The following is a 15041-nucleotide window of genomic DNA, read 5'->3' as shown; positions in this document are numbered from 1 at the left end:
TCTTTCTGTTTAGGCCCGGTTGCTGGGGGGTAAGGTCAGAACGGATAGACGCGCGGTTCGTCCTGCACGCTGATCCAGTGATCGGTGGTCAGTTCCTGGATGATCCAGTCGCTGTTGAAGCGGCCGAGACCGCTGTTCTTCTCGCCGCCGAACATTGTGTTCGGGTCGTCATTGGGAGAGATGTCGTTGATGTGGGTCATGCCCGCCTCGATGCCTTTGGCAAAGCGCAGTCCGCGCGCGGCATCGGTGGTGAAGACCGCGCTCGACAGGCCGAATTCGACGGCATTTGCCATGCGCAACGCGTCGGCTTCATCGGCAGCGCGGATCAGAGGCGCGATCGGGCTGAACAGCTCGGTTTGCGCCAAAACGGAATTATTAGCGACATCGACAAAGACTTGAGGCGGCAAAACCTGTCCTGAGGGTTCACCGCTCAGGACTTGGTGAATGCCGGCGGCCCTCGCCTTGTCGACATGACCGAGCGCTGCCTTGAGCTGCCTCTCATTGATGAGCGGACCGATCACCGTGTCCGGTTCGTTCGGGTCACCGACCTTCAATGAACGTGCTCGCTCGATGAACGCCTCCACGAAGCGATCATAAAGTCGCGACTCGACGATGATGCGGTTCGTACTCATGCAGATCTGCCCCTGATGCAGAAAGCGACCGACGATAGCTCCGGAAACCGCATGGTCGAGATCGGCATCGTCCAGCACTACACAGGGCGCATTGCCACCCAGTTCGAGCGCTACGCGCTTCAACGTGGCGCCGGTCATCGCCAGTTCGCCGATACGCCGTCCTACTCGCGTAGACCCTGTAAACGAGATGAACTTGGGAATTTCGTGCAGCGTGAACGCATCGCCGATTTCCCTGACGTCGCCGACGACAACGTTGAGCAGGCCGGCGGGCAGTCCCGCTTCCTCGTAGATGCTGGCAAGCAGAAGGCCACCGGTGACCGGCGTGTCCTCGGCAGGTTTGAGCACGATACCGTTGCCAAGTGCGAGCGCCGGAGCGACCGAACGATTCGACAGATGCATCGGAACGTTCCAGGGGCTGATGACGCCGACGACACCCAACGGCCGGCGATAAACTCTGCTCTCCTTCCCGGAAATGTCGATGGGCAGTATCCGTCCCATCACACGCGCGGGCATGGATGCTGCAGCCAGCGTGCCGGCACGAACGGCCGCCCATTCGATTTCCGCCTTCATGCGGGTGCTGCCGGACTCGGCGATCAGCCAGTCGACTATCTCGGCATGGCGGCGGTCCATGACGGCGACTGCGCGATGCATGACCGCAGCCCGTTCTCCTGGCAGGAGCCGCGCCCAGTCGAGCTGGGCTCTCGCTGCGGCGCGATAGGCGTCGTCGAGATCATCGTGGGAGGCGCAACCGATTTCGGTTAAGACTTCACCGTTGTACGGGTTGCGATCGCTAAGCGATGTTGCAGCCCGACCGGTTCGCCAGCGCCCATCAATATACTGGCCGGTGAACTGACGCTGGATCTGAGTATCAGGCATTGTTTTTCCTCCTTGTGTTTGAAGTGGCCAGCGCATCGAGCGCCGCGCTCGCCTTGACCGAAGCCTCTCTTGCGGTAGCCGATTTGAGGCGGCGGCTTTCTGCGGCGGCGGCCAGGCAGGCCTGTGCTGCTTTGAAAAGCGGGGACTCAACCTCCGTGACGTCGAGCAGCTGCACCTGCGCGCTGCGCAACGTCTCATGATGGGATGCCAGTGTCTTTTCGTCGGCGCCGCAGGCGATGCGGTGCGTCAAGGTTGCAATACGGCGGGCGAGAAGCCTGCGGCGTACATCCGGCGTCGACGGGAGGACCAGCCAAAATATCGCCACCGCTATGACCACGCCCGAGACGATTGCCAGGGCTTCCAGAACGGCGGTCTCGGCGGCTACTGGCGCGGTTCCCGGCTGGGCGGTCAACAGGAATGTCATGGCCATGTCTATGGCCATCTTGGCGGTGACGGTCTTGCGCATGAGCCACGCTGAAACCAACAGGAACGGCGTGACGCAGACTAGTATCGTCAGCAGACCTTCGGCATGCGGCAGCAGAAGCAGCCGGACAAGCAGTCCCATCGCGGCGCCGGCGAGGGTTCCGAGCAATACCTGGACAACCATATGGTTTCCATGGTCGTGACTGGAGAACAGCGAGGTGAACAGGACCGCTGTCATCGCCATCATGGAGCCAGCCTGCCAGCCTGCGGCCAGCCAGATCGCGGACGCGACTGCCAGTGCAACCACCGGCCGCATGGCGGCGCGATACGAGGCGACGCGATCGAGGTCGAACCGGAAATAACCGAGTGCAGACAGACGGCCGGGCTCCAGCGCCTTCGCAAGATCCTCCAGCGCGCCCGCCAGCACCACGTGACCGTGTGCTGCGGCATCCCTGGCCATACGCCGCGCCCGCTGAAACGGATCGTCAGGCGCGAAGGGTCTGTCGAGAGCCGTGTTCCTACTTCCGCCCAGCGCGAGAAGTTCCAGCAATATGCCGGAGATGTGCCGCAGGCGCCGGGCGTCGGCACGTCCGCGGATCGATCCTGCGGACTGCTCGTCGATGGCTCGGTCAAAGGCCGCTATCTCGGCGATCAACGAAGCGTCCGCATGCGCTTCTTTGTCGGCCTGCCGGTTTTCGATCCGCTGCAAAACGCGACCCAGAAGGTTCCTGGCCCGTGCCTGTGCATCCGCCTTTCGCGACGGCAGGGCTCTGAAGGACAACAGCATCGAACAGACGATGCCGATCAGCGTGCACAGAACCCTGTCCTGCGCCAACACGCTGTCCGCATGTCCGTCGCCCAACCCAAACAGGACGACGATCCCCGCAGTGTAGCCGGCAAGAACAAAGCCGTAGTTGCGGAAATGCCGGAAGATCGTGCCGAGCCCAGCGCAACAAGCCAGCCAGAAGGCAAGCAGGATCAGAGTGACCGGCAGATATGCATGGACGAGCAGAATCGATGCGCCGGCGGCGGCTCCACAGATCGTTCCGACGAGGCGCGCGGCGCTGCGCTCCACAAGAAGGCCGCGTGTCGGCTGAGCGACCAGCCAAACGGTCATCGCCGCCCACCATGGATGATGGATGGCGAGCACGTGTGCTAGGGCGAGCGCCATGAGTGCAGCAATGGTGGTGTGCAAGGCGAACGCGATCGGATGACGAGGTGGATCGGCAGCGGGCCGGTTGTCCATCGGCTTTCCCACAGCGCATGGAGCCAAGGGGCCGGATCGCCCCCAGCCTTTTTCGTTTTCAAGCATTTCCGGCTTAGCGCTCACAGAGGCACCCATAATTGAACGTTAGCGTTTAGATATAACCTGACTTGTTCATTGTCAATATTCCTGTACGATATCGTTTAATTATGATGACGGCGGGCGTTGAGCCTGATGCGAAACGGGAATGACGCGATGCGAAGAAAGACCGAGGATCGGCGGTTGAGTTTTGTGAAGGCCGCCGGGAAATTGTTCATCGAAAGGGGCTTCGGCGCGGTGACTATGGAAGCGGTAGCGGCTGAGGCCACGGCGTCGAAGGCTACGCTTTACGGTTATTTCCCAAGCAAGGAGGCGCTCTTTGAGGCCTTTGTTAACGAGGCGGGGAAAGGCGGCGTCGAGGAAATCGAGGCTGCGGGACGCGGCGACGATGTCGAGCAAATTCTTCGAAAGCTCGGGACTGCTTATCTCGATCTTGTCACGCGCCCTGACGTCATCGAGGCAAATCGCCTGATCATGGGCGAGGCCGGACGACAGCCACAGCTAAGCCGCATCTTTTATGAGAACGGACCGCGGAAAACCCTCATCGCAATCAGTGAAATCATTGCCGCGCTGATGGAGGCGGGCAAGCTTCAACGATCCGACCTCCGCGAGGCCAGCCTTTACTTCAAGTCCCTTTGTGAGGCTGGACTTGTCGAGCGTCAGCTATGGGGACTGGATGACCAACCCGATCACCAAGTTCGTCAGTCCGCAGTCGAAAGGGCGACGGAAGTGTTTCTGGCGGCGTTTGGATAAGCGATGAACGTGGAGAGCTCCCCGGCCGCGGGCGTGGTGATCGATTTTCCCGCACGTTATGGAGAGACGCGAGCCTACCAGAACAAGCGGCAAGTCTATTCGATCCTGTTTGAGGCGGCCACCAAGACGCTTAGGACCACTACTGCCGATCGCCAGCATTCGCGGCAATTATCAATTCAACACGGGGCGCGTCGAGATATTGCGGGGAAAAATCCGGATACTCGGTGACGAATTGGTGAAGGCTTTTGTAAAGTTCACCGTCGAGCATGGACACATGCACGCCGACGGAGAGGCTGCCGCTTGTTGTGACGACCATTATCCCCGAGGTTGAGAACAGTTTCGAGGTCGGTGATGATCTGGCGAACGTCGCGAAATGGGCTGCATCGGGCGTAGGGGTCACACCGCTTCCACCGCGGGTAAATAACCTTATCCCCACCGACTCTTCAAGGTGGCGAATTTTGCGGCTCACCAGGAAGTAATGCGTGTTGAGCCTTCTTCCGGCACGAATAAAGCTGCCTTCCTCGGCGACGATGAGCGCCTGACCAGTTGAATGTGGTTGAGAACAGGAGACACGATCTCAGACAATCGCCTTTTTAGCTGTCTGATTACGGAACTCCACGAATTGCCAATTTGATTTTTAACCAAATCTGCGTTGAGCCATCCGGGGACTGACATATAGTCAGCGTTCAATTGTCAGTGCGATCCCCATTCCACCGCCTACGCACAACGTTGCCAGTGCTTTATGTCCGTCTCTTTTGGCAAGTTCGTGGAGAAGCGTAACTAGGATGCGTGCACCAGATGCACCGATCGGATGCCCGAGAGCGATCGCTCCGCCGTTGACCTTTACAATGCCCGAGTCCCAACCGATTTCCTTATTTACGGCGCATGCCTGTGCAGCAAATGCCTCATTCGCTTCCACCAGATCGAGGTCTTCAACCTTCCACCCTGCCTTGTCCAGTGCCTGTCAATCGGCGTCGTAACGGGGTCTGACTCATTCTCGATGTCGTTTCGGATTCTACTGGCCGTTTCTGACGGAGAATCAGCGCATGCGAGCCCATTTTCGGCCTTCCGATCTGATCCCTGCCGAGTTGAACGTGGAGGCAGTGCACCACAGCGCCGACATGATCGTCGTCGCCGCATGTGGTCAGTCCCGAGGTTGTATGTGTTCCCGAGTAACAGGGGCACGAGTTGAAGGAAAGGCAGCAATTGGTTCGACAGCGTTCGCTACAGCGCTGAAATTACTGTTTTTCCACAGCGCAACTTTGCTCTGGAAATCACTGCGCATGTGCTGTATAGGAGCGGTCGGCTACCCTCAGGCGCTACGCACGCAGGAGATCGGCACCGTGCGGGTGTGGTGGAATTGGTAGACGCGCCGGATTCAAAATCCGGTTCCGAGAGGAGTGTCGGTTCGAGCCCGACCACCCGCACCATCTTGTTTCATGACTTTAGTCCCGACCACGCCTCGCGATGAGAGGCAGAGATCAGATTCGGTCAATCGACAACAGCTGCAATTCGAGCCAGTAGCTCGGAACTAGACCAGGCGACAGCGCGCCCAGCCCTTCGATCACGTCTCGGCGCCGCATGGGTTCTAGGGCGATAGCATAGGCCCCTGACTGGAACGCCCGCCAAACACCGAAGTTAGGAAGGGCCGCTGGAGAGAATCTGAGTTTCGCCTCGATCTCCTCCATCAAAACAGCGTTCGTCACCCAAATCGAAGTTATGGCAGCGCCTGATGCGACGGCCACTTCCTGGAAATAGTCCACGAAATCATCCCGAGGCTGCTTGTCATCGGCATTGAACGTCGGAACGTCGGGACGAAACTTGCGTCGAGACCACCGGACAGTTTCGTCAGTTCATCCAATCGACAAAGTTCAAATTGTCCGTAACCGATCGGTTTGCACTTTGTTATAGTCCTCGCCATGATCACGAAACGTCCTGCTCCGCACACTCTCTACGCCTTCGAGGCCGCTGCACGCCATAATTCGTTTTCGAAAGCGGCGAACGAACTTCAGATTACGCAGCCTGCGGTAAGTCGCGCCATTGCGGCGCTTGAGGCTGAAACCGGCGAACAACTCTTTCATCGGTCGGGACCTACGATCCGGCTCACGCAAAAGGGTGCGGAACTGAGCTCCATCCTGTCCAGTACGTTTCAATCGGTCGATGGCCTTTTTGCTCGATGGAGAGCGCAGCGAAACCGGGGGACGGTGCTGTTGTCTATCTCGTCTTCCATGGCATCCCACTGGCTGATTCCTCGCTTGTTTGAATTCCGGCGGATCTTTCCCGATGTCGAGCTGCGTTTTGAACTGATTGCGGGCGCGGTCGGCGATGGGCCAGTCATGGCTGATCTCGGGCTTCGGCGATGGGAAGCCGGCCGGCCCACGAGCACGGAAACCCTCTACCTTCCTGAGATCATCCAGCCGATGGCGTCGCCAGAATATTTGCGCCGGACCGTCTCGCTCGACAGTCCGTCGGCCCGGCGACCGCACACGTTGATCTCGCTCAGCGATCACTGGTGCGACTGGGAAACATTTGCCGCGAATAGCGGACTGGTCCTTCCCAAAGAGCATACACACTTGCGCTTTTCGGATTACTCAGTGGCACTGGAATCCGCCATCAACGGGCAGGGTGTTGTTCTGGGCTGGCTCTCCGTCACGTCCAGGCTGATCCGTTCCGGCAAGCTGCTCGCCGCCTCGGACGCTTTTTTCGCCTCGGGCGCGAACTACAACCTGCTGACCAACGAGTCCTACCCGCCAAACGATCTCGTCGAAAAGGTACGGAAATGGATGCAGGATGAGGTGCGCGCGGATCTGCTGGAAATTCGAAAATCTAGGCCGGCTTTCGCCTTCGCAAGGAAAGTCGCACTGATCAGCGACTGAAGACTTGTTTACCTGTCATAAGATTTTTCGTTCACAGCAAAACAAGTGCGAAGGGTCCTAGAATATCATTACCCTGAGTTATGATAATCATTAGAGACGCGATGGGGTACGCTGGTTTTAAGTTTCCAACACATTGGTATCGTTCGTTATTGTTCCATTTTTCGACGACCTTGACGCCTTCGCTCAAGTAATAGTTATGTGTCGCCATAAACAGTCACAAGATGGGGAGGTTTGAGGCCCCCTGTTATCAAAGTGACGAACGGGAACACGCATCCTTGCGAAACTTTGCGATCTGACATTCCGACCCAAGGATAGATCAGCGCGCGCATCGATATGCGAGTGCCTTGCGGCTGAAACGACAGGAACAAAATTGAAGATCACCTGCGCGACCATCTACTACGTCAATGGCGAGGGCTTGAAGCCGGTTATCGTCAAGCTCGAAACCGATTCTGGCGACGTCGGTCTCGGAGAGGCGGCACCATCCTATGGTGCAGGCGGCACTGGGGCCGCCGGTATGATCAAGGATCTCTGCGCACGGTTTGTCGTGGGAAAGGATCCTCGATCCATCAACACGATCGTCGCCGAAATGTACGACCAGTCCTTCTGGCTGCGGAACCCCGGGGGAATCGCTGGTGCCGCGTTCAGCGCTATCGAACAGGCGCTTTGGGACATCAAGGCGCGGACGCTTGACGTTCCGGTCTACGAGCTTTTTGGCGGCAAGATGCGCAACAGCCTGCCCTATTACGCGAACGGCTGGTATTTCGGTGCGGTCTCCGAGGCCGAACTGCTGCTGAGGGCCGAGAATGCGGTCAGGGATGGCCATCCCGCTCTAAAAATGTATCCGCTGGCGAAGATCCGCCCCAACGGCACGCTTCAGCATCCCGTCAATCGCTGTTCGGATGATCGTGAAGCCGTTCCGCGCGCAGTCAAGCTGGTCCGCGAGGTTCGCAATGCCATCGGACCCGACGTGGACCTGATGCTCGATCTTTCGGGCGGCTTGTCGGTATCGGACACCATCCGGTTTTGCCGAGAGGTCGAGGAATACGATATCTCCTTCGTCGAGGAGATCATCGATCCCAGCGACGTCGGCGTCATGGACCAGATCAAGGGCGCCATCAACATCCCAATCGCCACCGGCGAACGGCACTATCTCCTCAGCGGCTATCGTGAGTTGCTGGCAACACGCTCCATCAGTATTCTTCAGCCAGACATAGGCAATGTCGGCGGCTTTGCCGAAGCGATCAAGGTTGCCTCCCTCGCCAATGCCTATGGTCTGAAGGTTCAGCCACATGTTTGCGCCAGTTCCGTCGGGGCCAATATCGCGGTTCATCTGAGCGCCTGTATCCAAAATTTCTACATCCAGGAGCACTTCCCTTACTGGGGGCGCCTGCCGGGCCACGTCGAGGTTGCCACGGAGGCATTCGAATCTCGGGCGGAGAACGGAAAGCTGTCCGTATCGGATGCCCCCGGATTCGGCGTCATGTTGAACGAGGCCGTCATGCGAAAGCACGTCTGGGCCGAGGTGAAGTGCGATGCTTCCTCAGACTCCAGCCTGCATCCGGTCGGCGGCAGGCTGGAACTGAGGCAATAACGGCTCCGGTTCGGGGGCGGCAATGCGAGTGAAGATCACAATAACCACTCTGGAGAGGAACAATGAAAATGGCAGACAAATTTCAACACATGACTTCCACTCGCCGGCAGGTTCTCGGTGGCATCGGCGCCGGGTTACTTGCTGCGCCTATCGTACTCTCTTCCCGTAGCGCCCGCGCCGCGGATCCGCTCGTGCTGGTGACTTTCGGTGGAAGTTTTGCTGACGTGACCCAGAAAGTGATCGTCGATCCTTTTACCAAGGAAACCGGCATTGCGGTGACGATTGCCAACGGACCCGACCTGGCGAAGGCCAAGGCGCAGGTCCAAACCGGCAACCTGGAATGGGATCTCCTCGATGGCAGCGGCGGCCCCCTGCTCAATGCGTCCGCCGAAGGCCTCTTCGAGGAACTGGACACCAAGATCATCAAGACGTCGAACCTCGTGGGCAAAGCGACGCCGCACAGCATGCCGTTCCTGATCTACGCCGGCGGGATCGCCTATGATCCGAAGCGCACCAAAAGCCCGGCGCAGACCTTTGCCCAGCTCTGGGACAGCGAGAAACACCCGGGGAAGATCGGACTTCGTACCCGTGTGTCGGAAACGCTGGAACTGGCGTTGCTGGCCGACGGCGTGTCGCCGGCCGACCTCTATCCGCTGGATGTAGATCGAGCCTTTGTTGCACTGGATAAGATCAAGCCGCGCGTGGCAAAATGGATCGACCAGACCCCTCAGACGATCAGTCTTCTGACCTCCGGCGAGATCGACTATTCCTACACTTATAACGGTCGGGTCGCCACGGCTAAGAAGGAGGGCCTCAGCGTCGAGTTTTCGACGGACCAGGCGCTCCTGCTCACCCAGTATTATTCGGTCCTCAAGGGATCGAAGAAGCGCGAACAAGCGATGCACTACATCGAGTTCGCATGCCGTCCGGAAACCCAGGCCAATTTGGCGAAGGCCTACGCTTCCGTCCCGGTCCGTCCCGGCGTGCTGGAGACACTGCCCCAGGATGTTCGAGCTGTTCTGCCCAATCCAGCCGATCCGAAAATTGTGTTGCTGAAGGAAGAGTTCTGGGCCGACCAGTTCCTGGAACTGGATCGCCGTTTCAAGGAATGGCTGTTGAGCTGAATACCATCCAGGGGTCCTGACACAGAATGTACGCATTGGAGACAGACTTGATAAACCAGACGACGCATCGCAGCGGTCGCCTTTCCGTCTTCATGAGGAGGCTGGGATTTGGAACATTCCTTCTGCCCCTGACCCTCTTCATGCTGCTCGTGTTCTGCGTTCCGTTGCTCGGCGTAGCCAGAACAAGCCTCTACAATGACGGGTGGTCGTTTTCGGCTTACAAGGAGTTTGTAGCGGGGGCGCTGTTTCACCGCGCCCTCGTCAACACATTGTCGATCGGATTCCTGACCGGACTGATCTCGGTGATATGCGGCTACTTTGTCGCATATCACCTCTCCCGCATGCCTCAGCGGAAGCGCCGGCTGTATTTGATCCTGGTCATGCTTCCGTTCTGGACCAGCATATTGGTCAAGAGCTTCGCCTTTACCGTCATTCTCGGGACCAACGGCATCATCAACCGGACCCTACAAGCAATATCCGGAACCGATATCGTCATCCCGATGATCTTCAACAGAGCCGGCGTGATCATCGGCATGTCTCATTGGCTGATCCCGTTTTCGGTGCTCCCGATCCTCAGCAGTCTGCTCTCGCAGGACAAGGCACTGCGCGATGCGGCCGAGGTGATGGGGGCTCGACCGGGAGATGTATTCTGGAAAGTCACCTTCCCCTTGAGCCTGCCCGGTGTTCTCGCGAGCGGTCTCATGGCTTCGGTGATTGGGATGGGTAGTTTCGTGACTCCCTCCCTGCTGGGCGGCCGGAGGGATCTGATGATGGCAAACCTTGTCGATTTCTATATCCGCGAGGCGCTTGACTGGCGCATGGCCTCGGCCATCGCCGTCATCCTTATTCTGCTCGCACTGCTGATACTCTCAGGTGCAGCCTATCTTCGTTCCCGTCTGTCGAGGTGATCACATGACCACGCACCGTCAATACACCAAGGCACTACACCGCATGGGACGCAATGTAAGCGCGTCGGTTTTCATCGCGTGGCTCGTCTATCTTTTCCTGATCGTCCCATCCTTGATCGTGGTCCCGATGTCCTTCGGGACGTCGAGCGAACTCGTGTTTCCGCCCCAGCATTGGGGACTTGACCTCTACGCGAAGGCGATCGACCCCGCACAGGGATGGTTGTCGGCAGGCGGCCGTAGTTTCATCCTGGGCTTGGTCGCGACGGGACTGGCGCTGCTGATGGGCGTGCCGGCGGCTTATGGACTGTCTCGCACCGACTTCCCGGGGCAGAAAGCGCTGAGCTTCATGTTGCTGAGCCCAATTTTTGCGCCAACGATCGTCGTGGCGCTCGCGCTGTATCTTTATTTCGCAACATTACACATCAATGGATCGATGTTCGCGCTCGCGATGGCGCACGCGGTCATCATCACGCCTTTCCTGGTCGTGACCACGATGTCGGGGCTCAAACATCTCGATCGAAACATCGAAAATGCTGCGATGGTGATGGGTGCGACTCAATCGCAAATCTTCTTCGGTGTGGTCCTGCCGGCGATCAAGGGTCCGGTTCTGGCGGGTTCGCTGTTCGCCTTCCTGCTTTCTTTCGACGAGGTCATCGTGTCCTGGTTTATCGCCCGAAGCGACCAACCGACGCTGCCGGTCAAGATGTACAGCTCGATCCAGTGGGAAGTCTCGCCGGTTCTGGCTGCGATTTCGACCTTCCTGGTCTTCATCACCGTCATCATCTCCGTCGTGTCCGCGTTCACGCAATCCGCAAACTCGGACGGGTTCTGAACCAAGCGACAGCGGTTATAATAGAAAGAATATAGTTATGACGTCGAACAAACTATCGCTGCAGGGCGTATCGAAACGCTATGGCGGAGTCACCGCTCTTCACCCGACCGATCTCGAGGTGAAGGAAGGCGAATTCGTAACCCTCCTGGGACCAAGCGGGTCGGGAAAATCCACTCTCTTGAAGATCATCGCCGGGATGGAATTGCCGACCGAAGGAAAGGTCGTCATCAACGGGCGCGACGCGACGGACATGCCCGTCCGGGAGAGGGATCTTGGCATGGTGTTCCAGAACTACGCGCTCATGCCGCATCTGACCGTCTTCAACAACGTCGCCTTCCCACTGAAAGTGCGCAAGACCGCCGCCGACGAAATCAGGCGAAAGGTCGAGGGGGCTTTGAATATGGTTCAGCTCGAACATCTGAAGGATCGCAAGCCACAGGCGCTGTCCGGGGGGCAACAGCAGCGCGTGTCGATCGCGCGCGCCATCGTCTACAATCCGTCGCTGGTCCTGATGGACGAGCCGCTGGGTGCTCTGGACAAGAAACTCCGCGAACAACTTCAGTTCGAAATCAAGCAGTTGCACAGCAGGCTGGGCATTACGATCCTATATGTCACCCACGATCAACAGGAAGCCATGTCGATGTCAGACCGTGTGGCTCTGATGAACGGCGGACGCATCGAGCAGATCGGCTCGCCCCGTCAACTCTACTTCGCCCCTGAAACGGTTTTCGCCGCCGATTTCCTCGGTAGTTCGAACTTCATGGAGGCGACCGTAACGGCGCAAACGGCCAACGAGACGATGTGCCGGCTGGCCTCCGGTGAGCAAGTTTTAGCGCCGAGACGAGACGGGTTCTCCGAGGGCCAGAAGGTCAGGCTTATGGTCCGGCCCGAACACATCAGGTTGTTGAACCACCAGGAAACCGCGCACGATCGCAACGTCCTCAGAGCGGTTTCAACGGGGGCGACCTTTTTCGGAGAAGTGATGGAGATCCGAGCGCGGGTGGCCGAAGGTTCCGAAGTTACGATCAAGGTTCCCAACGATTGTTCTCTGCCAGAAGCCGAGAAAGGTGCACCGCTAAAGCTCGGATGGAACGTGGGGCAAACGCATCTCTTCGCTTGATTTCCCCCACAAATGCCTCGCGGCCGCCTCCAAGACGGCACGCTTGCCGACGATGCGAGACGCGTGCTCTCGCCAGCATTCCCAACGACAAGGAACAAGACAACGTGCGTGTTGAGAAAATGAACATCTATTCTATCACCGGCGGCGAGCTTCATCCCGTCTTGGTAGAGCTTCTGACGGACGAAGGAATTAGCGGCTGGGGTGAGGCCGCGATTGCATATGGTCTCGGCGCACAGGCAGCAGCCGGGATGCTGGCGGATCTTGCCCCGAAGGTGATCGGCGCCGATCCGTCCTATCCGCGAAACGTCTATCACGAGATCTATGATCATTCGTTCTGGACGAAGGGTGGAGGCGCCATCGTCTTCGCCGCGCTCAGTGCGATCGATCAGGCACTCTGGGACATCAAAGCCAAATCGCTCGGAGTGCCGGTCTGGGAGTTGTTCGGCGCATCCCTCCACGACAGCATTCCCGTCTATGCCAACGGTTGGAACTATCGCCACGATGACGTCCTGGAATGGGCACGTGCAGCAGAGCGGCCCCTGAAAGACGGCTATAAAGTCCTTAAGACCTATCCCTTGGCGATGCGTCAGCAAGGCGGCACATTGCGCCACGTTTCGCGGCGAACTCTGTCCGCGGAACTGTTCAATGTCGCCGTGCAGCGGCTGTATGCGCTCAAGGATGTGGTCGGCGGGGATGCCGAAATCCTGCTGGACTTGAGCGGCGGGCTGAGCAACGACCAGTTGATCCGTTTCATGGCGGTGTGCGAAGAGATCGGTGTCTCGTGGGTCGAGGAACCGCTCGATGCTTTCAACCTTGGTGGCTACAGGGAGTTGAAGGGACGTTGGAGCGTACCCATAGCGGCAGGCGAGCGCGTCTACACTCGGAATGGCTTCAAGAATCTGCTGGAGACCGGCGGCGTGGACATTGTTATGCCTGATGTGGGAAACTGCGGCGGCATCTTCGAACTGGTACAAATAGCCGGCATGGCGGAAGCACACAATGTGCGCATCTCGCCGCATAACTGTGCTTCATCCCTGTGCACAGCGGTCTCCATGCAGGCATGGCTGGCGACGGCGAGCCCTATGCCACTGGAGACCTATCCTTACTTTCCCGAGGCGAATGGCTATGTGCAGGTCCTGCGAAACCCACCGGAAGACCGGATCACCAACGGCAGGCTCGCAGTACCTACAGAACCTGGCCTCGGGGTCGAGGTCGACCGGAAGCGGATCGAGCCGTTTCTCGTGCATTCCCTGACGGGATGAAAAGAGCTTCCTTGTGGACCGAAGCCCGATCAGTGCGGCGCGCAGTCGTATAAGCACTGCGAATCTCAGGGAAATGGCAGCGCTTGGCTACACGCGTATGGATGGAGTGGTTTCATCACCTTCTTGAAGGAGTTCCATGTGGCACGACGCGATCGGCGTGACAACAGCGAAGTCCAAAGGAATCAATAACCTCATTCATGAGAGGTGAGACTGATGCCACCCCACTTCGTTGACTTCCGCTTATTTCAATATGCCTTGACCTCGGCCGAACATGGCAGTTTTCGCCGAGCAGCGGCTGTTCTGAACCTTCAACAATCTACCGTGAGTCGAGGCATCAGAAACCTCGAGCATCGCGTCGGAGCAGAACTATTCGAACGGAACCACGCGGGAATTCGACCCACGCCGGCTGGCGATCGATTCTTACGGGAAGCTAAGCTGGGCTTTGATCATTTGAGACGCGCCATGCGGCAGGCTGTGGCGTCGCAACGTGGTGAAGACGGCGAACTTACGGTTGGCGCCAGCGTTCCATTTACCCTGTTCGGCGAATTGTTTGAGCGCTTCCGTGAGAAGCATGCCGGAGTCGAGCTGGAAATAGTGGAGAGCACCACCAGTGGGGGTTCGGCATTGTTGCAGCAGCGGCGCGTGGACGTGGCAATTGTGGCGAAACGCCATGAGAACGGAGGGTTCCAGTCACTGCATCTTGGTGATGAGCCCATGCTGGCCGTTCTCCCACGATCGCATTCCCAGGCCGGTGCTCGCAGATTGAGCATAGAGGAACTTCAACAGGAAACGTTCATCCTGGGTGCAAGCGGTCTGGGGCCGGATATCGGGGATTATCTTACTCGCCGCATGACAAAGTCGGGTACAGAACCGCGAATTCAACTGCACCGGGCCAATCAATGCGACCTGATCAACATGGTGGCGTCGGGGTTTGGCGTGACGATTGCCGTCGGTCGGACCCGCGCCGCCATCGATGGTATTGTCTACATTCCCCTCGCGGGCAGGAGCACCATATCGGTGTGGGCGATATGGATGGATTCCAACCCCAATCCCGCACTGCGTGGCCTTCTCGACATTGCGCAAGAACGGACTGCAACGCCGCAAAGAGGGGTTTAGACCCCTGTTACGCCTTTTCGCGCACGCGCGAACCCCCGATCCGTTGATATAAAGCGGACGAGCATCGGCACGATCAGCTTCACGGGATCGGCTGCAGGCTGCCCCGTCTCACGTGCAAGCACGTCAGCATACGCGATCAGATCGCTATGAAGTGAAGCAGGTAACTCCAGCGACACTTTAACAGGCTTATCATCGGCAATCGGGCCGAGTTTCAACTTTGTCATG

At 58.3% G+C, this 15041-nt stretch carries 14 protein-coding genes, 1 tRNA gene and 1 pseudogene; 10 read left to right on the top strand and 6 right to left on the bottom strand.

The window, feature by feature from the left end:
* Positions 1-35 precede the first annotated feature (35 nt).
* Positions 36-1508, bottom strand: coding sequence for an aldehyde dehydrogenase family protein (locus ACQZ60_RS14795; protein ID WP_149622364.1), 1473 nt, complete (start codon positions 1506-1508; stop codon positions 36-38).
* A complete protein-coding gene (locus ACQZ60_RS14790) occupies positions 1501-3177 on the bottom strand; it encodes an FUSC family protein (RefSeq protein ID WP_174056016.1) in 1677 nt (558 codons plus the stop codon). The genes ACQZ60_RS14795 and ACQZ60_RS14790 overlap by 8 nt, the downstream gene beginning before the upstream one ends.
* Positions 3178-3390: 213 nt before the next feature.
* Between ACQZ60_RS14790 and ACQZ60_RS14785 the strand changes: the two genes are divergently transcribed.
* A complete protein-coding gene (locus ACQZ60_RS14785) occupies positions 3391-3987 on the top strand; it encodes a TetR/AcrR family transcriptional regulator (RefSeq protein WP_149622362.1) in 597 nt (198 codons plus the stop codon).
* A 139-nt stretch (positions 3988-4126) separates the two neighbouring features.
* Here the strand turns inward: ACQZ60_RS14785 and ACQZ60_RS14780 are convergent, their stop codons facing one another.
* Both ACQZ60_RS14780 and ACQZ60_RS14775 read right to left on the bottom strand, forming a co-directional pair.
* Positions 4127-4519 (bottom strand): LysR family transcriptional regulator, encoded by a 393-nt coding sequence (locus ACQZ60_RS14780; protein WP_174056022.1) that lies wholly within the window; start codon positions 4517-4519, stop codon positions 4127-4129.
* Positions 4520-4666: 147 nt separating this feature from the next.
* Positions 4667-4951, bottom strand: a pseudogene (locus tag ACQZ60_RS14775) (acetyl-CoA C-acetyltransferase); the annotation flags it as partial.
* Between the two features lie 381 nt (positions 4952-5332).
* Between ACQZ60_RS14775 and ACQZ60_RS14770 the strand changes: the two are divergent.
* Positions 5333-5417: transfer RNA gene (locus tag ACQZ60_RS14770), tRNA-Leu, on the top strand.
* Positions 5418-5468: 51 nt separating this feature from the next.
* On the opposite strand, the gene ACQZ60_RS14765 is transcribed toward ACQZ60_RS14770, so the two are convergent.
* Positions 5469-5750 (bottom strand): hypothetical protein, encoded by a 282-nt coding sequence (locus tag ACQZ60_RS14765; RefSeq protein ID WP_448735531.1) that lies wholly within the window; start codon positions 5748-5750, stop codon positions 5469-5471.
* A gap of 156 nt (positions 5751-5906) precedes the next feature.
* Here ACQZ60_RS14765 and ACQZ60_RS14760 point away from each other — a divergent pair, with 156 nt between their 5' ends.
* The 8 genes from ACQZ60_RS14760 to ACQZ60_RS14725 all read left to right on the top strand — a co-directional run bounded on the left by ACQZ60_RS14760 (position 5907) and on the right by ACQZ60_RS14725 (position 14816).
* A complete protein-coding gene (locus tag ACQZ60_RS14760) occupies positions 5907-6863 on the top strand; it encodes a LysR family transcriptional regulator (RefSeq protein ID WP_448735530.1) in 957 nt (318 codons plus the stop codon).
* Between the two features lie 370 nt (positions 6864-7233).
* Positions 7234-8454, top strand: coding sequence for a mandelate racemase/muconate lactonizing enzyme family protein (locus tag ACQZ60_RS14755; protein ID WP_448735529.1), 1221 nt, complete (start codon positions 7234-7236; stop codon positions 8452-8454).
* Positions 8455-8516: 62 nt separating this feature from the next.
* Positions 8517-9578, top strand: coding sequence for an ABC transporter substrate-binding protein (locus ACQZ60_RS14750; RefSeq protein WP_448735528.1), 1062 nt, complete (start codon positions 8517-8519; stop codon positions 9576-9578).
* Between the two features lie 47 nt (positions 9579-9625).
* Positions 9626-10486, top strand: coding sequence for an ABC transporter permease (locus ACQZ60_RS14745; protein ID WP_448735527.1), 861 nt, complete (start codon positions 9626-9628; stop codon positions 10484-10486).
* Positions 10487-10490: 4 nt separating this feature from the next.
* Positions 10491-11318, top strand: coding sequence for an ABC transporter permease (locus tag ACQZ60_RS14740; RefSeq protein WP_448735526.1), 828 nt, complete (start codon positions 10491-10493; stop codon positions 11316-11318).
* A gap of 37 nt (positions 11319-11355) precedes the next feature.
* Positions 11356-12438 (top strand): ABC transporter ATP-binding protein, encoded by a 1083-nt coding sequence (locus tag ACQZ60_RS14735; protein ID WP_448735525.1) that lies wholly within the window; start codon positions 11356-11358, stop codon positions 12436-12438.
* A gap of 104 nt (positions 12439-12542) precedes the next feature.
* A complete protein-coding gene (locus tag ACQZ60_RS14730; protein ID WP_448735524.1) occupies positions 12543-13700 on the top strand; it encodes a mandelate racemase/muconate lactonizing enzyme family protein in 1158 nt (385 codons plus the stop codon).
* Between the two features lie 213 nt (positions 13701-13913).
* Positions 13914-14816: a LysR family transcriptional regulator gene (locus ACQZ60_RS14725; protein ID WP_448735523.1), complete on the top strand. Its 903-nt coding sequence runs from the start codon at positions 13914-13916 to the stop codon at positions 14814-14816.
* On the opposite strand, the gene ACQZ60_RS14720 is transcribed toward ACQZ60_RS14725, so the two are convergent.
* Positions 14813-15040 (bottom strand): DUF2274 domain-containing protein, encoded by a 228-nt coding sequence (locus tag ACQZ60_RS14720; RefSeq protein ID WP_448735522.1) that lies wholly within the window; start codon positions 15038-15040, stop codon positions 14813-14815. The genes ACQZ60_RS14725 and ACQZ60_RS14720 overlap by 4 nt on opposite strands.
* Position 15041 lies beyond the last annotated feature (1 nt).

The organism is Agrobacterium sp. 22-223-1 (assembly GCF_053522385.1).
This window is presented reverse-complemented; position numbering and strand designations above follow the sequence as displayed.